This window comes from Streptomyces sp. TP-A0874 (assembly GCF_001748085.1).
In the GTDB taxonomy this organism is placed as follows: domain Bacteria; phylum Actinomycetota; class Actinomycetes; order Streptomycetales; family Streptomycetaceae; genus Streptomyces.
Genome location: NZ_BBZK01000006.1, coordinates 303,093 through 324,506 on the forward strand (window position 1 = coordinate 303,093; position 21,414 = coordinate 324,506).

Genomic DNA, 21,414 nt, shown 5'->3' on the forward strand with positions numbered 1-21,414 from the left:
ATGGACAACCGACATCCTAGCCATGTACAACCGATATATGACTCACACATCGGGCGAGGAGTTTCCTCGCTGGCGCCTGGACACGAGCGACCTCGACGTCGACGCGCTCCCGGTCCTCTGCGAAGCCGACGTCGTGGTGGTGGGATCCGGAGCCGCGGGCGTCGCGGCCGCCACGGTCGCCGCCGAAGGCGGCCTCAGCGTCGTCATCATCGAGAAGTACGGGTTCTCCGGCGGTGCGGCCGTCGCGGGACTCTCTGGCACCATCTGCGGCCTCTACCTGTCCGCCGAGGACCAGCGCCGCGCGCCGGAACAACTGGTGTACGGATTCACCGAACGGTTCCGCGGCGAACTGAGCGCGCACGGCGGGCTCACCGCGCCGCAGCTCTACGGCAGCACCTGGACGGTGGCGCACGACCCCCTGGTGTGGCGGGAGACGGCCGACCGGCTGCTGGAGCGGTCGGGCGTGCGTGTCCTGTACCACACCAACGTCATCGCTCCCGTGACCGATGCCGACGAGCTGTGCGGCGTCGTGGTCGCTTCGAACGCCGGACGGTCGGTGGTCCGGGCCCGCCGTGTGATCGACGCCTCCGGAGACGCCGCGGTCGTCGCGCGTCTCGGTGGCGGAACCGTTTTCGGAGAGAACGGCGAGATCCAGAACCCCACCATGTTCTTCCGCATGGCGAACGTCGACACCGACGCCTACCAGCAGTTCTACGGGCAGGACACGATCTGTCCCCCCGAGGTGTCGGCGGCCATCGAACGAGCGCGGAGTGAGGGTGCCGAGCTGCCGCGGTCCAAGATCTGGATCTTCCGCACCCCCCGGCACGGCGAGCTCCTCGTGAACGCCACCCGCCTCACCGGCCGGGACGGGCGGATGCTGAACGTCATCGACCCCGAGGACTTCACCGAGGCCGAGATATACGGGCGGCAGCAGGTGCGCGCCTACGCACGCTTCCTGCAGGAGCACGTGCCCGGCTGTGCTGACGCCCACGTCGCGGACACGGGCGTCGAAGCCGGCATCCGGCAGACAAGGAGCATCCTGGGGGTGGAGACACTCCGCAACACCGATGTCGTCGCCTGCCGGAAGCGGCCCGACGGGGTGGTGCGCTCCGCATGGCCGATCGAACTGCACAGCGGCGACCGCCCCAAGCTCCACTGGCTCTACGACGACTACTACGAGGTCCCCTACCACACCCTCGTGCCGCGGATCGGCGAGAACCTCATCGTCGCGGGCCGCTGCCTGAGCGCCGAGCACGAGGCCCTGGCATCCGCCCGGGTCACCGCGCAGTGCTTCGAGTACGGCCACGCGGCGGCGACGGCCACCCTGATGTCCCTGGAGACCGGGGACCGCTACCGGGACATCGAGGGAGCAGCGGTCCGCGAACGGATGCGTGCCGCCGGGAGTGCGCTGTGAGCGCGCACCGGGCGCCGGCCCGCCCGGCAGTGTCATCGCAAGGCAAGGAGAAATGCATCCCATGACCGGCAAGAAGAAGCCTCCCCGGCCACCGCTGCCCGATGAGGACCGGGGCACCCCGGGTCGGCTGCGCAGCGAGTTCACCCCCGGAAGCACCCGCTGGGCGGTGCGTCGGGCGCAGTGGACCGCCCTGGGCCACTCGGTGGAGGATCAGGGCCGTCCGAAGATCGCGGTGGTCAACACCTCCTCCAAGCTCTCCGTGTGCTTCGCCCACCTCGACAGCATCGTCGACGTCGTCTCGGAGGCGATCTGGGAGGCCGGCGGGCTTCCGCTGGAGATCCGGACGGTGGCGCCGAGTGACTTCGTCACCAGCGCCGGCCGCAAAGCCCGCTACCTGATGCCGACCCGCGACCTGATCGTCAACGACATCGAGGCGGCGGTCGAGGGAGCCGTGCTGGACGGCATGGTCTGCCTCTCCTCCTGCGACAAGACGACCCCGGCCCACCTCATGGCCTCCGCCCGCCTCGACATCCCCTCCGTCCTGGTGATCGGCGGCTACCAGCAGGGCGGCCGCTACGCGGGCTGCTCCGTGGACATCGACACCGTCTACGAGTCGGTCGGGGCCGTGAAGTCCGGCCAGATGAGCACCGGGGAACTCGGCGACCTCGCCGACTCGGCGATCAAGGGGCCGGGGGTCTGCGCCGGTCTGGCCACGGCCAACACCATGCACGTCCTCGCCGAAAGTCTCGGTATGACGGTGCCCGGCTCGGCACCCACCCGGGCTGACTCGGAGCCCATGCGGGCCCGTGCGGCCGAGGCGGGGTCCCGGATCGTCGAGATGGTGGCGGAAGGCCTGACGGCTCGCCGCGTCCTCACCCAGGAGGCGATCGAGAACGCCATCGAGGTCGCCCTCGCGTTGGGCGGATCAGTCAACTGCGTCCGCCACCTCGCGGCGGTGGCCAACGAGGCGGACCTCGACCTGGATGTCGTGGCGGCCTTCGAGGAGAAGGGCCGCAGCGCCGTGCAGCTCGCAGCCATCCGCCCCAACGGTCCGCACCAGGTCTGGGACCTGGACCGGATCGGCGGCGTCCAGACGGTACTGCGCACCCTGCTGCCCCGGCTCCACCAGGACGCGCTCACGGTGTCGGGCCACACCCTCGGGCACCTCGCCCAGCGGGCCGCCGAAGCCGACGGCGACATCCTCCGCCGGCTCGACGACCCGGTCCGCGACGAGCCCGGACTCCTCATCCTGCGCGGCAGCCTCGCTCCCGACGGCGCGATCGTCAAAGTCGCCGGTGCCGGCGAAGCAGCCCGGCAGTTCACCGGCGCCGCCAAGGTCTACGCCTCGGAGGACGACGCGATCGCCGCACTCGGTGAGAACTCCATCGAGCCCGGAGACGTGATCGTCCTGCGTGGCATGGGGCCCCGCGGCGGCCCGGGCACGGTCTTCGCCGCCAGCTTCGTCGCGGCCCTCAACGGCGCGCGACTCGGTGGCCGAGTGGCCGTCGTCACCGACGGCGAGCTCTCCGGCCTCAACCACGGCCTGGTGGTCGGCCAGGTCATGCCGGAGGCGGCGGACGGCGGTCCGCTCGCCGGAGTACGCCCCGGCGACACCGTCCGGATCGATCTGGACGCACGGCTCATCGACGTCGAGCCGCTCCGCAGCGGGACTCCGGTGACGGCAGGCCGACCGGAGGAGGAACGCGGCTGGCTCGGCCAGTACGCGGCCCTCGTCGGACCGGTGCAGGAAGGCGCCGTGCTGCGCCGCCCCGCACCACACGGAAAGGAGGGCCAGTGATGCCCGAAGTCGGCAGGACCCCGCAGGCAAGACGCGCCGCCGTAGCCGCCTTTGCCGGCACCGTACTGGAGTGGTACGACTTCATCATCTACGGCACGGCTGCGGCCATCGTCCTCAACACTCTCTTCTTCCCCTCGGGCGACCCGCTCATGGGCACCCTGGCGGCCTTCGCCACCTACGCCGTGGGATTCGCGGCCCGCCCCATCGGCGGCCTCGTACTCGGCCGGCTCGGTGACCGGTTGGGGCGCAAGAAGGTGCTGGTCCTGACCCTGGTCCTGATGGGCGGAGCCACCACTCTGATCGGCCTCCTGCCCACCTACGAGACGATCGGCCCGCTCGCCCCGGTGCTGCTCGTGGTGCTGAGGCTGGTCCAGGGCTTCGGGGCCGGTGGCGAGTACGCCGGCGCGGTCGTCCTCTCCGTGGAGCACTCCGACCCGAAGCGCCGCGGCCTCGCGGGATCCGCCGCACCCCTGGGGTTCGCCGTGGGGACACTGCTGGCCAACGGCGTCTTCGCCCTCTTCATGCTGATGCCCGACGCCGCCTTCGAGTCCTGGGGCTGGCGCATCCCGTTCCTCCTGGGTGCCGTCTGCGTGGCCTTCGGATACCTGGTCCGGCGGCGCGTCGAGGAGCCCGAGGCCTTCCAGGAGATCAAGAAGCAGCAGGCGGAGAATCCGGTGCCGCTGTTCGCAGCCCTGCGCAGGCACCCCCGCAGCTTCTTCATCGTGATCGCCACGCGCATGGGCGAGAACGGCTTCGCCTACCTGCTCCCCGTCTTCGGTGTCGCCTATGTCTCCACCACCCTTGACCTGGGCAAATCGCTCGGACTCACAGCGGTGATGGTTGCGTCGGCCGTGCAGTTGGGGACCGTGCCGCTGTACGGCTGGCTCTCGGACCGCTGGGGGCGGCGTCCGGTCTACGCCGCGGGCGCGGCGGTCTCGCTGTTGTGGCTGGTGCCCTTCTTCCTCCTGGTCGGCACCGGCAGTACAGCGGCGGTCATCGGAGCCTTCATCGTGGGACTCGGCCTGGCCTATCCGGCGATGCTCGCCCCTCAGGCCGCCTGGTACGCGGAACTCTTCGACACCGAGTTCCGACTGACCGGGTTCGCCTTCTCCCGGGAGATCGGATCGGTGATCGCCGGAGGACTGTCCCCGTTCATCGCCACCGCGCTCTACGCATGGGTCGACCACTGGTGGCCGATCGTGGCCTACATGGGGCTCCTCTCCGTGATCACCCTGGTCGCGCTCGCCATGGGGCCCGAAACCGTGAACCGCAGCCTCGACGAAGCCGAGGAAACCGATTCGGCGGCGGCGCCCGACGCCAGCCTCACCGGTCGCCCGAGCCGCTGAGGCCTCCTGGTCCCCGGCGCATACGACACGGCCGTTCCTTCACGTCTCGAGAAGTCGCACGACGGCGTGAAGGGACGGCCGTCGGCCGGAATCCCGTTGCCCGGGCGCTCAGCGGAACGCGGTGCTCGACCAGCCGCGTCGCGACCCCCGCCCGAGCCGTCCTCCGTCTGCCTCCCAGCAGCACCCAGTTGCGGAGGGAGAGCTCAGCGACTGTCCGCTGGTCCGCACCCCGCCACCAGCGATCGACAAACACCACGAGTCGCCGTAAGAGCGATTCGAGAGACGGGAACGGACCTGCGCGGTTTCAGTCGGCGTCTGCAGGAAGCTGCCGCGCTCATCGCGCCGAACGAGTTCCCTCGGCCATTCGCACACCGCCGAAATCCTGCCGGACCGTCGAGGCCCCCAGGCCAGAGCGGACCAGGCGCCTTCTCAAGCGGCGCTCGAGACCGACTCGACCTGGTCGCGCAGGGTCCACGAAACGGAAACCGGCCCTTCCATTCCTTATTGACAGGCGGTGGGATCTGTTTCGTATCGTCTCCCCCCAGAGTGGACAGCGACGGTACCGACGGGGGTGGCTGGGTGGACACCGCGAGCGCGGGACTGCCCCCTTGACGAGGACTCGTCCAGCCCGCCGTCTCCTCCGCGGTTGATCAGAACCACTGATCCCTCTTGGGTTTCCACCATCATGCCAACCTCAGGACCCTCCGGTCCCGGGGCGGCGGCACCGAGAGACGGACCCGCCCATCCCGATTCCGGTGGGTCCGCGCAGGGTGCCCCGGAAGTGCAGCGCGACGTGAATACCGGATGCGTTTCTCGGCGGAACAGGGGTGTTGACCTTGCGGTTCAATTTGCTGGGCCCGTTCGAAATCGTCAACGACGAAGGGAAATGCTGCACACCGCACACGCCCAAGGTGTGCCAGGTCCTGGCTCTCGTGCTCACCCGGCCCAACGAAATGGTGTCGGTGGAGTCCTTCATCCAGGAGCTGTGGGGTGAGGAGCCGCCGCGGAGCGCGCTCACCACGCTCCAGACCTACGTCTACCACGCCAGGAAACTCTTCGCCGAGAGCGGTATGGAAGCCCCCGGTGAGCCTCGGCTGGTGACCCGGGCCCCCGGTTACATGATCCGGGTGGAGGACCACGAACTGGATGTGCTCGTCTTCGAGCAGATGGTCCGGCAGGGAAGACGCAGTCTCCAGGAGGAGGAGGAAGCGGAGGTCGCGGCGAAGCTCTTACGCGAGGCCCTCGGCATGTGGCGCGGACCGACCCTCGCCAACATCGCCGTCGGGCCCGTACTCTCGGCACAGATCACCTATCTCAGCGAAATCCGCATCCGCGCCGCGGAGCTCAGCATCGAAGCGGAGAAGCGACTGGGGCGGCACCGCGAACTCGTCCCCGAACTCCGCTCCCTGGTACGGGAGTACCCGTACAACGAATGGTTCCACGGCCAGCTGATGGACGTGCTCAGCCTCTCCGGCCGCCGTGCCGAAGCCCTCCAGGCGTACCAGGATCTCAGGGGGATCCTCGCCGACGAACTGGGCATGGAGCCCTCGCCCGAGATCCAGCAGCTCCAACGCCGGGTGCTCGGTTCGCCGCTCTCCTCCCGGAGCAGCCACCGCGCCTACGTCTGACCCACCGCCCGGGCCCCGGGCGTTCCGTCCACCTCCCGGCCGACGGGGATCAGCCGCGCCCGGGGAGCCTCGTGGGTGCCGGGTCGGGGGACCGCGGTGTTCCCACCCCGTCCGGCACCCGCCATCGCCTTGCGGCTCCCCGGCCGAGCGTGGAGGATACCCGCGCACCGAGAACGGCGGCCCGTGGGCGCCGAACCGCACGGGGCCGGAAGGAACTCGGACGGCGGCGCCCGGGACAGCACCGAGTGCGCGGGCCCGCGCCCCGGCCCCGCAGAACCGATCCCGAGGAGCAACGTGACCCATCTCGCCGCCGAGAACCGCTATGCCGCCATGCCCTACCGCCGGGTGGGCCGCAGTGGCCTCCGCCTCCCCGCCGTGTCACTCGGGCTGTGGCACAACTTCGGGGACGAGAAACCGCTGGCGGACCAGCGGGCGATCCTGCGGCGCGCCTTCGACCTGGGGGTGACGCACTTCGACCTCGCCAACAACTACGGCCCGCCGCCCGGCGCCGCGGAGGAGAACTTCGGCCGCCTCTTCGCAGCGGACTTCCGCCCCTACCGGGACGAGATCGTGGTCTCCTCCAAAGCCGGGCACCGTATGTGGCCCGGCCCGTACGGTGAGTGGGGTTCCCGTAAGAACCTGCTGGCCAGCCTGGACCAGAGCCTGCGCCGCCTGCGGCTGGAGTACGTCGACGTCTTCTACTCGCACCGCCCCGACCCCGAGACCCCGCTGGAGGAGACGATGGGCGCGCTGCACTCCGCGGTGCGCCAGGGCAAGGCGCTCTACGTGGGGGTCTCCAACTACTCCCCGGAGCAGACCCGGCAGGCGGCCCGGATCCTCTCCGAGCTGGGCACCCCGCTGCTGATCCACCAACCCTCGTACTCGATGTTCAACCGCTGGGTCGAGGAAGGTCTGCTGGAGACCCTGGAGGAGGTCGGGGCAGGCTCCATAGCCTTCTCCCCACTGGCCCAGGGACTGCTCACCGACCGGTACCTCTCCGGTGTCCCGGCGGGCTCCCGGGCAGCGGGCAGCAGCCCGTTCCTCACCCCGGAGGGCATCACCGCGGAGACACTGGCGAAGGTCCGGGCGCTCGACGGCATCGCTCGGCGGCGCGGCCAGACGCTGGCCCAGATGGCGATCGCCTGGATCCTCCGCGGCGACCGGGTCACTTCGGCGCTCGTCGGGGCCAGCAGCGTCCGGCAGCTGGAGGACAACGTGGCCGCGGTGGAGAACCTCGACTTCTCCGCCGCGGAGCTGGCGGAGATCGAGCGGTACGCCACCGGTTCCTGAGGCGCTTGCCGGCGGTCTCGGGCCACCGCCTCCCCCGGTGGCGGAGCCAGGCAGTCCCGGAGTTCGACGGGAGACTGCATCAAGGACGGGTGGGCGGGTACCCCGGAGGCACCACCGGCCGGAGGCGACCGAACCGGTCGGGTCACGGCGGATCCAGGGAGGAACGGATGACTTCCGCTCGAGACATCATGAGCCCCGGGGCCGAGTGCATCGGTGCCGAGGAGACCGTACTGAAGGCGGCGGAGAGCATGACCCGGCTGGGCGTGGGCGCGATGCCGATCTGCGGCACGGACAACAAGCTCAAGGGCATGCTCACCGACCGCGACATCGTGGTGAAGGTGCTCGGCAGAGCACAGGATCCCTCCCAGGTGAAGGCCGGCGACCTGCGTCAGTCGGAAGCGGTCACCATCGGCGCCGACGACGGCGTCGAGGAGATCATGGCCACCATGGCCGAGCACAAGGTGCGCCGGCTGCCGGTGATCGACGGCCACGAACTGGTCGGCATGGTCGCCCAGGCGGATGTGGCCAGGGCGCTTCCGAACCCCGACGTCGGGGAGCTGCTCGAGGTCATCTCCGAGGAGTGACCCGCTGTCCGCGGCCGGAACACACACCGGCCGGTCAGCCACTCGTCCGCCCGGCCGCGGGCCCCACCGGTCGGTGCGGCCCGCGGCCGGCGGTTCGGGACCGGCGGTCGCCGGAACGGCCAGGGGGACGGGCCGGGGACCCGGACCGAGCGCAGCACACCACCGCAGCGAGCCGGAAGGAGAACGGTCATGCCCGCAGGATCGAACCGCAAGCGTGAGCGGCAGTACGAACACATCAAGGAGGGAGCGGAGGAACGCGGCGCCTCCTCCGGCCGGGCGAAGGAGCTCGCCTCCCGCACGGTCAACAAGCAGCGGGCTCGCGCCGGCGAGTCGGAGCAGGCGAGCCGGACCTCCGTCAAGACCGAGTCGGCTCCGCATCGGGGCGGGCGCCGGTCCGGGAAGCGTCTCGGCCCCAGCGGCGGGCCGACCCGGGAGCAGTTGTACAACGAGGCGAAGCAGCGCGGTGTGAAGGGGCGTTCGTCGATGAACAAGCGGGATCTGGAGAAGGCGCTGGGTCGCTGACCGAACCGCCCGCCGAAGATCAGCGGTCGGGCAGTCGGAGCTGGCGGGACTCGCCGGGGGCGATGGTCACCGTGCGTCCGCCGATCACCACCGGGATGGCGCGCTCCGCCGATGCCGGGACCCGGATCCGCAGCCGGTCGGGGCCGACCCGGACCCGCACGCCCCAGTGTCCGCGGAAGCGCAACGACAGGCTGTACCCGGACAGTTGCGGAAGCGGGGCGGGGTCGAAGCAGAGCGCCCCGTCCCGGATCTCCAGACCCGTCAGGCCCCGCTGCACCAGGTCGAGGGTGCCGCCCATCGCCCCCAGGTGGATGCCCTCCTGCGTGGTGCCGCCCTGGAGGTCGGCGACATCGCCCTCCAGGGCCTCCCGGCAGAACTCCCAGGCGTCGGCGCGACGGACCCGGGCCAGCACCCAGCCGTGTACCAGCCCGCTGAGGGTGGAGCCGTGCGAGGTGCGGCGCAGGTAGTAGTCGACGGTGCGCCGCCACGTCTCGTCGTCCAGCCGATGCCCCAACTGTCGGAAGAGGGCGGCGAGTTCGGCTGGGGAGAAGAGGTAGCCGAGCATCAGCGCGTCGGCCTGCTTGGAGGCCCGGTAGCGGTTGACCGTGTCGCCCTCGGCCTCCAGGATCCGGTCCAGCCGCCGTACGTCGCCGTAGCGTCGCCGGTAGTGCTCCCAGTCGAGTTCGTCCAGCCGCTCGTAGCCGTCGAACTGGCTGATCACCCCGGAGTGGAAGGGCACCGAGAGCCGCCGGGAGACCTCCTCCCAGCGCTCGACCGCCTCCTCCGGTGTGTCGGTGCGTTCGAACAGCTCTCGCCGCTGCGGCTCGGACAGTTCCCGCACCACGTCCAGGGTCCGGGCGAGGACCCAGGCGGCGGTGACGTTGGTGTAGGCGTTGTCGTCCAGACCGGGCGCGGGGGCGTCCGGATAGCCGTCGTGGAACTCGTCCGGCCCCATCACGCCTCGGATCCGGTACCGCTCCAGCGCCGGGTCGTAGACGGCGCTCGACTCCCAGAACCGGGCGATCCGCACGAGCATCTCCACGCCCCTGCTGTGCAGGTAGTCCGTGTCGCCGGTCGCCTCGCAGTACCGCCAGATGTTGTAGGCCACCGCGGAGCCGACGTGCTGCTGGAGGCGGGAGTGGTCCGGCAGCCAGCGTCCGGAGCGCGGGTTGAGGTGGAGCCGCGGGGATTCCTCCCGCCCGTCGCTCCCACTCTGCCAGGGGTACCCGGCCCCCGCCCGGCCCTCCTCGCGGGCGGCCCGGACGGCCTCCGGCAGCCGCCGGTACCGGTAGTCGAGGAGGGCCCTGGAGACCTCCGGGAAGTGCAGGTTCAGATAGGGCAGCACGAACAGCTCGTCCCAGAAGACGTGGCCCCGGTAGGCCTCCCCGTGCAGTCCGCGCGCGGGGACGCCGACGTCGAGCGCCGCGACGTGCGGCGAGAGGGTCTGCAGGACGTGGAACAGGTGGAGGCGGAGGATCCGGCCGGGCTCGCCCGGTACGTCGACCCCGGCGCGCCGCCACAGCCGCTCCCAGGCAGCGTGGTGCGACTCCAGCAGCTGGGGGCAGCCGGGGGCGGTGGCCACCCGGCCGGACGCCGCTCCCAGGGGATCGCTGATGGCTGGGTCGTGCGAGGTGTGCAGGGCCACCGTCTTGTCCACGGTGACCGGTCGGCCGGACCGCACCGGGAGCCGCAGCACTCTGCCGGCCCTCGGGCCGGACGCGGTGAGCGATGCGGCGGTGGGCCGCGCGCCGGTGACCGTGGTGCGGGCCGCCATGCCGACGCGGATGTCGGAGTTCACGGTGCGGCAGCGGAGCCAGACCGTGTCGGGCTCCTCGACCCCGGTGCACACATGGGTCAGGTGCTCACCGGCCAGTTCCCGGTAGCGGGCCACCCCCGCGTTGCGCACCTCACCGTCCAGGGCCGACTCCACCTCGATCTCCCCGGTCCACCCCTCGGCGCTGAACTCGGTCCGCAGCACGGCCAGGTGCGGGTCGCCCATGTGCGCCAGCCGGCACTGGTCGATCCGCAACTGGCGGCCCCGATCGTCCGCGTAGCGCATCCGGCGGGTGAAGGTGCCCCGGCGCAGGTCGAGGCACTGCCGGTACTCCAGCAGGCCGTCGGTGTCCGGGGAGAACCAGGGCGGGGTGGGCCCCTCCCCCTCCGGGGGCAGGGTGCGGAACCGCAATGGCAGCCAGTTGGGGAGGTTGACCATGTCCTCGCTCTCGACCGCCCGCCCGTCGACGGTGGACAGCAGTCGGTTGTAGCAGCCCGCGGCGTAGGTGCCGGGGTAGTGCACCCCGTCCGCGGTGGCCTCCGGCGCCGCGCCTCGGGTGGCGAAGTAGCCGTTGCCCACGGTGCACAGCGCCTCGCGCAGCCGTTCCTCGGCCGGGTCGTAGCCGTCGTACTCCCAGCTCCACTCCGGCATCACGGGCCTCCCGGGGCGGCCGGCCGGGTCAGCAGTTCGGAGAGGTCCCGGACCACCAGGTCCGCGCCGCGGCGGCGCAGTTCACCGGCCGATTCCGCGCTGCCGGTCCGGTCCACCGCGATGACCGTCCCGAAGCCGCCCCGCCGGCCGGCTTCGACCCCCGCCAGTGCGTCCTCGACGACCGCGGTGTCGGCCGGATCGGCCCGCAGCCGGCGGGCCGCCTCCTGGAAGAGCGCCGGATGGGGCTTTCCCGGCAGCCGCAGCCGGGCCGACTCGTTGCCGTCCACGACGACGGTGAACAGTTGCAGCGCCCCGGCCCGCTCCAGCAGTTCGCGCGCGTGGCGGGAGGCGGAGACGGCGGCCCTCGGGACACCCCGCTCCACCAGCTGCCGGAGCAGGGCGACGGTCCCCGGATAGGGGGCGACGCCGACCGTCCGGAGCCGCCGGGTGAAGGCCTCCTCCTTGAGGGCGGCGACGGCCCGGACGGTGTCCGTCCCCGGCGGGTCACCCGGCTGCCCGGCGGGGAGTCCCAGCCCTCGGCTGGCGAGGAACGCCTCGGCTCCGTCGGCCCTGGGCCGGCCGTCCACATGGCGCCGGTAGTCCCGCTCGGTGTCGAACGGGCGGCGCTGCGCCGGGTCCTCGGGCGGGTGGTCCCGCAGGGCCGCGTCGAAGGCCTGCTTCCAGGCGGCGGCGTGCAGCCCGGCCGACTCGGTGACCACCCCGTCGGTGTCGAAGACGAACGCCCGCGCCGCGAGCGGTTCCGGGGCGGGGCGGCGGGCGGTTCCTTGCCGAGGCGGGGTGGGCGCCATCACCGCTCCTCCTTCAGCCGCTGCTGCCGGGGCCGCCGTCCCACTCCAGCACAGCGACCCGGTCCGGGCCAGTCAACCGAGCCGCTCCGGTGTACAACGGCCCCGCGCCGGCTCCGGGGCGGCGGCTCAGCTCCCCGCGGAGACCCGGGAGAGCAGATCGCGGCTGGCCGCTGCGATGGCCGGCTCGACGCCGAGTTCCTCGAGCATCTGGGTGGCGGCGGCCATCTCCGCGGTCCGGCGCACCGCGTGCAGGTGGGTTCCGTGCACCAGCCGGTCCACGGTGGACTCGTCGGCGCCGGCCAGTTCGGTCACGATGTTGGCGCGCAGCCACTCCTCGCAGCCCGCGGCCCGGCCCGCCTCCAGGGCCTCGACGACGGCGGCCGCCAGCCCCTTGAAGAAGACGCTGCGCAGCAGCTTCCGCTCGGCGGCCGCGCCGGCCGCGCCGTCGAGCACCTCGGCCGACGCCCCGAGCTCGCCGAGGGTGGTGACCGCCCGGTGCGCGGCCGCGCCGCTGGCGAGCATCGGCACCCCCAGGCCGCGGCCGGGCACCGGAGCCATGATGGCGATGTCGGTGAACGGCACGCCCCGCTCCCCCGCGAGCCGGTCAAGCTCCCGCTTGGTGCCGGGGGAGGCGGTGTTGAGGTCGGCCCACACCGTCTCGGCGGTGGCCCCCGGAAGGCCGGCGCGCAGCGCGTCGACGGCGGCCGAGGCGCTGTTGACGCTGAGCACCAGGTCGGCGCCGGCCACCGCGTCCGCCTCGTCCCGGGCCGCCTGGACGCCCGCCGGGGCGGGGACGGCCGGGTCGTATCCGCGTACCGCCGCTCCGGCCGCCAGCAGGTCCCGGGCGAAGGCCCCACCGGCCTCGCCGAGTCCCAGTACGGCGACGGTCACGGGGGTTGTCTGCGTGTTCTGGCCGGACATCTTCGGACTCCATCCACCGGGGGGAAAGTCGGGCGTGACGCTACACTAAGGCAGAACCAAAATTGGCGACAATATCGGTGTGGATTCGGGCTGGACGACGAGGGAGCGACTGTGGCGAAGAGCGGAGTGCGGTCCGAAGGCAACCGACCAGTGGTCACGGCCATCCGCGAGGCGATCATCCGCGGCGAGTTCGTGCCCAACCAGCGGTTGATCGAGGCGGATCTGTCCGCACAGTTCCAGGCGAGCCGGGCGAGCGTCCGGGCGGCACTGCTGGAGTTGACGAACGAGGGGCTGGTGGAGCGGATACAGAACCGCGGCGCCCGGGTGCGGGCCGTCTCGCTGGACGAGGCCGTCGAGATCTCCGAGGTGCGGATGGTCCTGGAGGGCCTCTGCGCGGCCAAGGCGGCGGCGGTGGTCACCGACGCCGAGGTCGAGGAGTTGCAGACCATCGGCGCGAACATGCGGGCCGCGGTGGCAGCCGGCGACCTCCTCGGCTACTCCGGACTCAACCAGCGGCTGCACCTGAGGGTGCGTGAGATCAGCGGCCAGCACACCGCCTCGCGCGTCCTGGAGCGGCTCCGGGCGCAGAGCGTGCGCCACCAGTTCCGACTCGCGATGCACCCCGGGCGCCCCACCGTCTCGCTGCCCGAGCACCTGGCGATCATCGACGGGGTGTGCGCGCACGATCCGGACCAGGCCGAGCAGGCCGCCCGCGCTCATCTGCGGAGCGTGATCCTGGCCCTCCAGGAGGTCGACGCCACCGGCGCCACGATGACTCCGGGAGGTCCGCGATGACCGTGCGCCCGGGTTCGGCGGGGGTGCCCTGCATGCTGGTCCGCGGCGGCACGTCGAAGGGGGCCTTCTTCCTCGCCGAAGACCTGCCGAGCGCTCCGGCCGAACGCGACGCGCTGCTGCTGAGGGTCATGGGCTCGCCGGACGAGCGCCAGATCGACGGCATCGGCGGCGGTCACCCGCTCACCAGCAAGGTGGCGGTCGTCTCGGCCTCGCAGCAGCCCGAGACCGACGTGGACTACCTCTTCCTCCAGGTCGGGGTGGAGCGGGCGACCGTCTCCGACCGGCAGAACTGCGGCAACATCCTCGCCGGGGTGGGCGCCTTCGCCATCGAGCGCGGCCTGGTGCCGGCCGCCGACGGCACCACCCGGGTCCGCATCAACCTGGTGAACTCCGGCGGGCAGGCCGTCGCCAGCGTTGCGACCCCCGGGGGCACCGTCCGCTACGACGGGGACGTCCGCATCTCGGGGGTACCCGAGCCCGCCGCCCCGGTGCTCCTCGACTTCGCGGACACCGCCGGCTCCGCCTGCGGCCGACTGCTGCCGACCGGAGCGGCGCGGGACGTGATCGACGGAGCCGAGGCCACCTGCGTCGACAACGGCATGCCGGTGGTCGTCCTGCCGGCCGCCCAGTTCGGGCTCCTCGGTTACGAGTCGCCCACCGAACTGGAGGGGGACACCGGACTGCGGCAGCGGCTGGAGCGGATCCGGCTCCGGGCCGGGGAGCTGATGGGGCTCGGTGACGTCACCGAGGCGACGGTGCCCAAACTGACGCTGGTCGCGCCCGCCCGCGAGGGCGGCACGATCGCCACCAGGACCTTCATCCCGCACCGGTGCCATGCCTCGATCGGGGTGCTAGGCGCCGTCACCGTCGCGACGGCCTGCGCGCTCCCCGGCTCCCCGGCCGGGGGACTCGCCTCCGCCCCGGAGAACGGCTCGCGGTACCGTCTCGAACACCCGTCGGGCCACCTCGACGTCGAGGTGGAACTCGGCCCGAACTCGCAGGTGGTTCGGAGCGGCGTCGTCCGCACCGCCCGGAAACTCTTCGACGGCCTGGTCTTCCCACGCCCCTGAAAGTTGTTCTTTGAATATTTACCCTGCTCACCCTTGACCCTGTCGCCAAGATTGTTAACAATCTCTTCAGGGATCGTGGCCCGCAGAGGAACGAGCGAAAAACATGACCGAGCACCCACAGCCGTCCGTTCGAGCCCGTGAGTTGGTCCGGGGCGCCTATGACGTACACATCCACGTGGCACCGGACGTGATGCGCCGCCGGATCGACGATGTGACGCTCGCGGAGCGGTTCGCCGAGGTCGGTATGGCCGGCTTCGTACTGAAATCACATTACGGGTCGACCGCGGAGCGCGCCGAAGTGGTCCGACGGGCCCAGCCCGCGTCCACCGCGCTCGGCGCGATCACCCTCAACGCCTCCGTCGGAGGGCTCAACCCGATCGCGGTGGAGATCGCCGGCCGGGGAGGCGCCAAGTTCGTCTGGCTGCCCACGGTGGACAGCGCGAACCAGCGCCAGTGCCAGGCCACAGAGCCCGAGGGGGCCACCCCTCCGATGTGGGCGCAGCTCCAGGCCGACCTGCGGGCCGACGGCATGGCCGCGGACCCGGTCGACGTACTGGCGCCCGACGGCACGGTGCTGGAGAGGACCCGGCAGGTGCTGCGGCTGATCGCCCGGCACGACATGGTGCTGGCCACCGGCCACCTCCACACCGACGAGATCGCCACCGTGGTGGACGCCGCCGCCGAGGAGGGGGTGGAGCGGATCGTCGTCACCCACCCGGAGTTCACCTCCCAGCGGGTCGCCATCGACCGCCAGCGGGAGCTCGCCGCGAAGGGGGCGCTGCTGGAGCGCTGCTTCACCACGCCCTACACCGGCAAGGTCGAGTGGGACCTGTGGTTCCGGAGCATCCGCGAGGTCGGCCCGGAGCACTCCGTGGTCTCCAGCGACCTCGGCCAGCCCTTCAACCCGCCAGTCGAAGACGGACTGGCCCTGTGTGCGGACCGACTGCTGGAGAACGGCTTCAGCGAGACGGAGGTCCGTACGATGACCGTGCACAACAGCAGGTGGCTGGTCGGCGCCGAGCCGCTGGCCGACGCACCTGCCTCGTACTCGAAAGCGAGGCTCGCATGAGCGGGCGACGTATGTTGGTGGTCGGTGCGCACAGCGCTGACTTCGTGTGGCGTTCGGCCGGCGCGGTCGCCGCGCACACCGAGACGGGGGGCGAGGCCCTCGTCGTCGCGCTGTCCTACGGGGAGCGCGGGGAGTCCGGTGTCCTGTGGCAGCAGGAGGGCCAGACCGAGGAGAACGTCAAGCGCATCCGGCACGAGGAGGCCGCCAAGGCCGCCGCCGCCGTGGGCGCCGAGTTCCGCGCCTTCGACCTGGGCGACTACCCGCTGCACGTCGGGCCCGAGGCGATCGACCGCCTCGCGGAGCTGATGCGCGACTTCGCGCCGCACGTGGTGCTCACCCACCCGGACAAGGACCCGTTCAACCCGGACCACCCGGTCGCGCACGCCGCCGTGGCCCGCGCCCGGCTGCTGACCGCCGGCGCCGGAGTCGCCAGCAGCTTCCGCACCGCTCCCCCGCCGGAGCTGCTGGCCTTCGAGCCGCACCAGCCGGAGCTGTGCGGGTTCACCCCCACCGTCTTCGTCGACATCACCTCGGTGTTCGAGAAGAAGGTCGAGGCGATGAGCTGCATGGCCGCCCAGAAGTACCTCCAAGAGTACTACGCCCAGCGCGCCGAGCACCGCGGCAACCACGCCCGCAAGGTGACCGGGAACCAGGCGATACGGCAGGCGGAGGCCTTCCAGCGGCTGCTGCCCAACGTGGTCGGTGCTCTGTGAGCGGCGTGACGGACGCCCGCTCCGAGCTGGCCGCAGCCGGTGTGGCGACGGTCTACGAAGCCTACGGACGACGCGGCCTGCTCGATCACGAGTGGATCCCGATCACCCCCGGCCGCCGGATCGCCGGCCCCGCCCGGATCGCCTACTGCGGACAGGGCGACAACCGCGCCGTCCACGAGGTCATGCCGCACCTGCGACCCGGTGAGGTCCTCGTGCTGACCATGCCCGATCCCGAGCCGGTCGCGGTCCTCGGCGATCTCCTCGCCACCCAGGCCCTCACCGCCGGCGCGGCCGGGATCCTGGTGAACGCCTCCGTGCGGGACAGCGCCGAGCTGGCCGAGATGGATCTCGGGGTGTGGACCCGCTGGCGCCGCGCCCGCGGCGCCGGCAAGGACGTCCGCGGCCAGGTGAACGTACCGGTGGAGATCGGCGGGACCACGGTCTCCCCCGGCGACATGCTGGTGCTCGACGACGACGGGGTCACCGCGGTGGCCGCCGCCGACGTGGAGTCCACGGTCGAGGCGGTCCGCAAGCGACTGGCCAAGGAGGAGGGTCTGCGGGCACGCTGGGCCGCCGGGGAGTTCAGCTACGACGCCTACGGCCTGCGCGCCGAGGACGAGAGCCGGGGAACGGAGGCGCTGTCATGACGACGCTGCTCCACACCGAAGGGCTGACCAAGCAGTTCGCCAAGGACGACACGGCGATCGTGGCGCTCCGCGACTTCTCGCTCACGGTCGAGGAGGGCAGCTTCGTCACCGTCCTCGGCCGGAGCGGCTGCGGCAAATCCACGATGCTCAACCTGCTGGCCGGGCTGACCACACCGAGCAAAGGAGTGGTCTCCTACCGGGGCAAGCCGCTGACCGGCCCGGACCAGGACATCGGCTACCTCACCCAGTCCGACACCCTGATGCCCTGGCGGAGCATCCAGCACAACGTCGAGATGCCGCTGGAGATCCGGGGCACCAAGAAACAGGAGCGCCGGCGCACCTCGGCAGAACTGATCCGGCGGGTCGGCCTCCAGGGCTTCGAGAAGCACTACCCCCGGGAGCTGTCCGGCGGTATGCGCCGGCGGGCGAGCCTGGCCAGGATGCTCGCCGGGGCTCCCCGGACGCTCCTCATGGACGAGCCGTTCGGCGCGCTCGACGCCCAGCTCCGCACGGAACTGCAGGAGGACCTCCTCCGGCTCTGGCAGGGCAGCGGGCAGACCGTGGTGTTCGTCACCCACGACATCGAGGAAGCACTGCTGCTCGGTGACCGGATCGTGGTCCTCGGCCGGCTCGGCCGGATCGTCGCGGACCAGAAGATCGACATTCCGCGGCCGAGGTCGGTGGACGAGCTCCGGGTCGACCCCACTTTCGTCTCCCTGCACACCGCGATGGCCGCCGCTCTCAAGGAGGGCTCGTGATGGCACAACAACTCGTCGCCGCCGAGCAGGGGTCCGCTGTCGACACCGGCAAGGGGCCCGTCCGGGTCCCGCTGAAGCGCACCTGGTGGGAGAAGCACGGCTCCAGCACCACGGTGTGGGCGCTGCGGCTGGCGCTGGTGGTGGTCCTGCTGGTGATCTGGGAGATGGCCGCCGGCAACCTCTTCGACATCACCTTCACCAGCAAGCCCTCCGACATCGCCTCCCGCCTCAGCGACTGGGGGGCCGACGGCACGCTCTGGACCCACAGCTGGGTGACCATCCAGGAGATCGTCTACGGCTTTCTGCTGGGTGCCGCCGCCGGCGCGGTTGCGGGGTTCGTCCTGGCCTCGCTGAAGATGGCCTACCGGGTGCTGGACCCCTTCTTCATGGCGCTCTACTCGATCCCCAAGGTGGCGCTGGCCCCGCTGTTCATCGTCTGGTTCGGCATCGGCATGGACATGAAGGTGCTGCTGGCGGCAGCGACCGTCTTCTTCCTGGTCTTCCTGAACACCGCCGCCGGTGTCCGCGAGGTGGACCACGGGCTGATCGACGCGGTGCGGCTGATGGGCGGCTCGCGTCGGCACATCGCCTTCAAGGTCGTGCTGCCCTCCTCGATGACCGGAGTGCTGACCGGTCTGAAGGTCGCCATCCCCTACGCCCTGATCGGGGCGGTCATCGGTGAACTGGTCGCGTCCAACCAGGGTCTCGGCTATCTCATCAACGACGCCGCCGCTCAGTTTGACACCGCCGGGGTCTTCGCCACCCTGGTCGTGCTCAGCATCATCGCGGCGGTGCTGAACGTCGTCGTCGGCCTCATCGGAAAGCGCGTCAACCGGTGGAAGCCGGTCGAGGCGCATAGCTGATCCTCTGGACTGGAGCGGTAACATGACAAGGTACATCCAGCGCAGGACGCTGCTGAAGTCCTTCGCAGCTGCGTCCGTGCTGGCGTCACCGGTGATAGCCGGTTGCGCCAAGGGCGAGTCGACCACCAAGGCCGGCACCCTGAACATCGGGCAGATCAGCAACTCCGTGGCCTTCTTCCCGCTCTTCATCGCCGAGGAACAGGGCTACTTCACCGACGAGGGCATCAAGCTGGGTGAGCGGCCGCGGCTGGGCACCGGGGCCAAGGTGGCGGCCGCGCTGAAGTCCGGCAGCATCGACCTCGGGGCCGGCGTCATCACCGACGCCTTCAACCTGGCCGAGACCGACAAGTCGATGCGGATCGTCTCCAGCCTCGCCACCGAGTACTACGTCGACATCGTCGTGGGCAACGACTTCGACGGTGCGGCAGTGGACGACGGCCTCAACGACCGGGTGCGCTCCCTGGTCGGCAAGAAGATCGGCATCACCGGCCCGGGCAGCGGGACGGAGGCCCTGGTCAACTACCTGTTCGAGGGCATCGGGCGGCACGCGAAGACCGAGGCCACCCTGGTCAACCTGGGTAGCGCGGCGACCTCGGCGATCGGCGCGCTCAAGGCCGGCCGGGTGGACGCCCTGGCGTTCTTCCAGCCGATCGGCCAGCAGGTCGAGACCATCGGGGCCGGCAAGATCTACATCTCGCCGCCCGCCGGAGACGTGCCCGAGATGGAGGGCGCGCTGCACGGCGTGGTGTTCAGCACGGAGAAGCTGATCGACAAGAAGTCCGAGGAGCTCTCGGGCTACCAGAGCGCGATAGCCCGGGCACAGAAGGACGTCCACGGCGACCCGGGCAAGGTCACCGAGTTGCTCGCCAAGTACCTCAAGGACACCGACGAGAAGGCCATCGAGGCCCTGGTGCCCATCCTCCGCAAGGAGATCCCCAAGACTCCCACCGTGGAGCGGACCCCGTACGAGACGGCGCGCCGCTTCCACGTCAAGAGCGGCCTGGTCGACCGCGCCCCGGTTTACGGAGCGGTGCAGACGCCTTACTAGGAGGCGCTGTGACGGGAAGGGTTCACTGGCCGACCTTCCCGCTCACGCACCGGCCGCTTCCGGCCGGAGAGGTACCGGAGCCCGTCGTACGCGAGCCGTACGGCGGGCTCCGGTTCGTCCTCCCGTCCAGCTACTCGAACCACCGCCGGGGGCGGGTGCCGTAGCGCCGCCACACGTGCTTGGTCTCCTGGTACTCGGCCAGCCCGCGGAGGCCGAACTCCCGGCCCAGCCCGGACTGCTTCCAGCCGCCCCACTCGGCCGCGGGGTGGCGGGCCAGGAGGTCGTTGATCCACACCGTGCCGACCCGGAGCCGGGCGGCCACCCGGGTGGCCCGGGCCGCGTCCTCGGTCCAGACCGCGGCGTTCAGCCCGTAGAGGGTGTCGTTGGCCAGCGCCACCGCTTCCGGTTCGTCCCGGAACCGCTCGACGGTGACCACCGGCCCGAAGCACTCGTCCCGCACCACGGACATCCCGGGGGTGCACTCGTCGAGCACCGTCGGCAGGTAGAAGAAGCCCTCCGCGAGCACGGCGTCGCCCGGACGGCTGCCACCGCAGCGGAGTACCGCCCCTTCGGCCAGCCCGCCGGCCACGTACGCCTCGACCCGTTCGCGGTGGGCCGCGGAGATCAGCGGGCCGCTGCGGGCGTCCTGGTCGAAGGGCCCGCCCAGGCGGATGGCGCGGGCACGGGCCACCAGTTCCTCGACGAACCGGTCGTGGATCTCGTCCTGGAGCAGCAGCCGCGACCCGGCCGAGCAGAGCTGCCCGGCGTTCTGGAAGGCGGCGGTGAGGGCGTGGTCCACCGCGGTGTCCAGGTCGGAGTCGGCGAAGACGATGTTCGGGTTCTTGCCGCCGAGTTCCAGGACGACCCGCTTCACCGCGGTCGCGGCGGCGGCCATCACCCGACGACCGGTCACCAGACCGCCGGTGAGGGAGACCAGGTCGACGCGTTCGTCCAGGCTCAGCGGCGCACCTGCCTCCGTGCCCGTCCCGAGCACCAGGTTGCCGGCGCCCGCCGGCAACCCCGCCTCGGCGAGCAGCCGCATGAGCAGCACGGCGGTGTGCGGCGTGAGTTCGCTGGGTTTGAGGACGAAGGTGTTGCCTGCCGCGAGCGCCGGGGCGACCTTCGCCGCGCTCCGCAGCAGCGGGCGGCTCCAGGGGGTGATCAGCGCGCAGACGCCGACCGGCTCGTGGACGACCCGGCTGTCCACCTCCGGGTCACCGGTGTCGGGGATCCGGTCGGAGTTCCCCGCCGCGACCAGTCCGCCGTAGTAGCGGAAGCAGTCGGCGGCGGCCAGGGTTCCGTACTCGCTCTCGGCCAGTCGCTGGCCGGTGTCCAGTGACTCCGCGTGGGCCAGGGCGCTCCGCTCGCGCTCCAGCAGGTCCGCCACCCGGAGCAGCAGTCGGCCGCGTTCGGCGGCCGGGGTGTGCGGCCAGGATCCAGTGTCGAAGGCCTCCCGTGCGGCGGTGGCCGCCGCGGCGACGTCCTCGGGGCCGCCCTCGTCCACGGTGGCGACCAGGCTGCCGTCGGCCGGGCAGCGGATGTCGCGCACCCGGGCCGCCGCTGCAGCGGTCCACCGGCCTCCGATGAACAGCTCCGGCATGGAATTGCCTCCGGGCTTCTCGGGGCCCTCCCTTTCCGGTGAGCCGCATCGGCCGGAGACGCTGCCACAGCCCCACGGGAAAAGCACGTGAGCCGCGCCGGGCTGGGCAGGACG

At 71.4% G+C, this 21,414-nt stretch carries 19 protein-coding genes; 15 read left to right on the forward strand and 4 right to left on the reverse strand.

Annotated elements, in window-relative coordinates; genetic code table 11:
- The first annotated feature begins 37 nt into the window (after positions 1–37).
- The 7 genes from BGP73_RS11830 to BGP73_RS11860 all read left to right on the forward strand — a co-directional run bounded on the left by BGP73_RS11830 (position 38) and on the right by BGP73_RS11860 (position 8,582).
- Complete coding sequence (locus BGP73_RS11830) at positions 38–1,414, forward strand: FAD-dependent oxidoreductase (protein WP_079127452.1); 1,377 nt, start codon at positions 38–40, stop codon at positions 1,412–1,414.
- A gap of 61 nt (positions 1,415–1,475) precedes the next feature.
- Positions 1,476–3,212 (forward strand): dihydroxy-acid dehydratase, encoded by a 1,737-nt coding sequence (locus BGP73_RS11835; protein WP_069814246.1) that lies wholly within the window; start codon positions 1,476–1,478, stop codon positions 3,210–3,212.
- On the forward strand, positions 3,212–4,558 hold the full coding sequence (locus tag BGP73_RS11840; protein ID WP_069814247.1) for an MFS transporter: 1,347 nt from the start codon (positions 3,212–3,214) through the stop codon (positions 4,556–4,558). Before BGP73_RS11835 ends, BGP73_RS11840 begins: the two co-directional genes overlap by 1 nt.
- A gap of 830 nt (positions 4,559–5,388) precedes the next feature.
- Complete coding sequence (locus BGP73_RS11845; protein WP_244501168.1) at positions 5,389–6,186, forward strand: AfsR/SARP family transcriptional regulator; 798 nt, start codon at positions 5,389–5,391, stop codon at positions 6,184–6,186.
- A gap of 294 nt (positions 6,187–6,480) precedes the next feature.
- Positions 6,481–7,476: an L-glyceraldehyde 3-phosphate reductase gene (gene mgrA, locus BGP73_RS11850; RefSeq protein ID WP_079127469.1), complete on the forward strand. Its 996-nt coding sequence runs from the start codon at positions 6,481–6,483 to the stop codon at positions 7,474–7,476.
- A 167-nt stretch (positions 7,477–7,643) separates the two neighbouring features.
- Positions 7,644–8,060, forward strand: coding sequence for a CBS domain-containing protein (locus BGP73_RS11855; RefSeq protein WP_069814248.1), 417 nt, complete (start codon positions 7,644–7,646; stop codon positions 8,058–8,060).
- A gap of 189 nt (positions 8,061–8,249) precedes the next feature.
- The gene (locus tag BGP73_RS11860) at positions 8,250–8,582 is read left to right on the forward strand and encodes a plasmid stabilization protein (protein ID WP_069814249.1); all 333 of its coding nucleotides are present in this window, start codon (positions 8,250–8,252) and stop codon (positions 8,580–8,582) included.
- A gap of 19 nt (positions 8,583–8,601) precedes the next feature.
- Here the strand turns inward: BGP73_RS11860 and BGP73_RS11865 are convergent, their stop codons facing one another.
- The 3 genes from BGP73_RS11865 to BGP73_RS11875 form a co-directional block, all read right to left on the reverse strand.
- Entirely contained in the window at positions 8,602–11,007 is a 2,406-nt protein-coding gene (locus BGP73_RS11865) for a glycoside hydrolase family 65 protein (protein ID WP_069814250.1), read from the reverse strand.
- Positions 11,007–11,816: an HAD family hydrolase gene (locus BGP73_RS11870; protein WP_069814251.1), complete on the reverse strand. Its 810-nt coding sequence runs from the start codon at positions 11,814–11,816 to the stop codon at positions 11,007–11,009. The genes BGP73_RS11865 and BGP73_RS11870 overlap by 1 nt, the downstream gene beginning before the upstream one ends.
- A gap of 126 nt (positions 11,817–11,942) precedes the next feature.
- Positions 11,943–12,737 carry an NAD(P)-dependent oxidoreductase gene (locus tag BGP73_RS11875; RefSeq protein ID WP_069814252.1) on the reverse strand — a complete coding sequence of 265 codons (795 nt, stop codon included), beginning with the start codon at positions 12,735–12,737 and terminating at the stop codon, positions 11,943–11,945.
- A gap of 111 nt (positions 12,738–12,848) precedes the next feature.
- Here BGP73_RS11875 and BGP73_RS11880 point away from each other — a divergent pair, with 111 nt between their 5' ends.
- From BGP73_RS11880 to BGP73_RS11915, 8 genes are all read left to right on the forward strand, one after another.
- Entirely contained in the window at positions 12,849–13,532 is a 684-nt protein-coding gene (locus BGP73_RS11880; RefSeq protein WP_069814253.1) for a GntR family transcriptional regulator, read from the forward strand.
- Positions 13,529–14,602, forward strand: a complete 1,074-nt coding sequence (locus tag BGP73_RS11885; RefSeq protein WP_069814254.1) for a 4-oxalomesaconate tautomerase — start codon at positions 13,529–13,531, stop codon at positions 14,600–14,602. Before BGP73_RS11880 ends, BGP73_RS11885 begins: the two co-directional genes overlap by 4 nt.
- Before the next feature lie 103 nt (positions 14,603–14,705).
- Positions 14,706–15,671 carry a DUF6282 family protein gene (locus tag BGP73_RS11890; protein ID WP_069814255.1) on the forward strand — a complete coding sequence of 322 codons (966 nt, stop codon included), beginning with the start codon at positions 14,706–14,708 and terminating at the stop codon, positions 15,669–15,671.
- Positions 15,668–16,384, forward strand: a complete 717-nt coding sequence (locus BGP73_RS11895) for a PIG-L deacetylase family protein (RefSeq protein ID WP_069814256.1) — start codon at positions 15,668–15,670, stop codon at positions 16,382–16,384. The genes BGP73_RS11890 and BGP73_RS11895 overlap by 4 nt, the downstream gene beginning before the upstream one ends.
- Positions 16,381–17,031, forward strand: coding sequence for an RraA family protein (locus tag BGP73_RS11900; protein ID WP_212732804.1), 651 nt, complete (start codon positions 16,381–16,383; stop codon positions 17,029–17,031). The genes BGP73_RS11895 and BGP73_RS11900 overlap by 4 nt, the downstream gene beginning before the upstream one ends.
- A complete protein-coding gene (locus BGP73_RS11905) occupies positions 17,028–17,789 on the forward strand; it encodes an ABC transporter ATP-binding protein (RefSeq protein WP_069814257.1) in 762 nt (253 codons plus the stop codon). Before BGP73_RS11900 ends, BGP73_RS11905 begins: the two co-directional genes overlap by 4 nt.
- Positions 17,789–18,652, forward strand: coding sequence for an ABC transporter permease (locus BGP73_RS11910; protein WP_079127453.1), 864 nt, complete (start codon positions 17,789–17,791; stop codon positions 18,650–18,652). Before BGP73_RS11905 ends, BGP73_RS11910 begins: the two co-directional genes overlap by 1 nt.
- 22 nt (positions 18,653–18,674) lie before the next feature.
- Complete coding sequence (locus tag BGP73_RS11915; RefSeq protein ID WP_069814258.1) at positions 18,675–19,700, forward strand: ABC transporter substrate-binding protein; 1,026 nt, start codon at positions 18,675–18,677, stop codon at positions 19,698–19,700.
- A 130-nt stretch (positions 19,701–19,830) separates the two neighbouring features.
- On the opposite strand, the gene BGP73_RS11920 is transcribed toward BGP73_RS11915, so the two are convergent.
- Positions 19,831–21,300: an aldehyde dehydrogenase family protein gene (locus BGP73_RS11920; protein WP_069814259.1), complete on the reverse strand. Its 1,470-nt coding sequence runs from the start codon at positions 21,298–21,300 to the stop codon at positions 19,831–19,833.
- Positions 21,301–21,414: the final 114 nt, after the last annotated feature.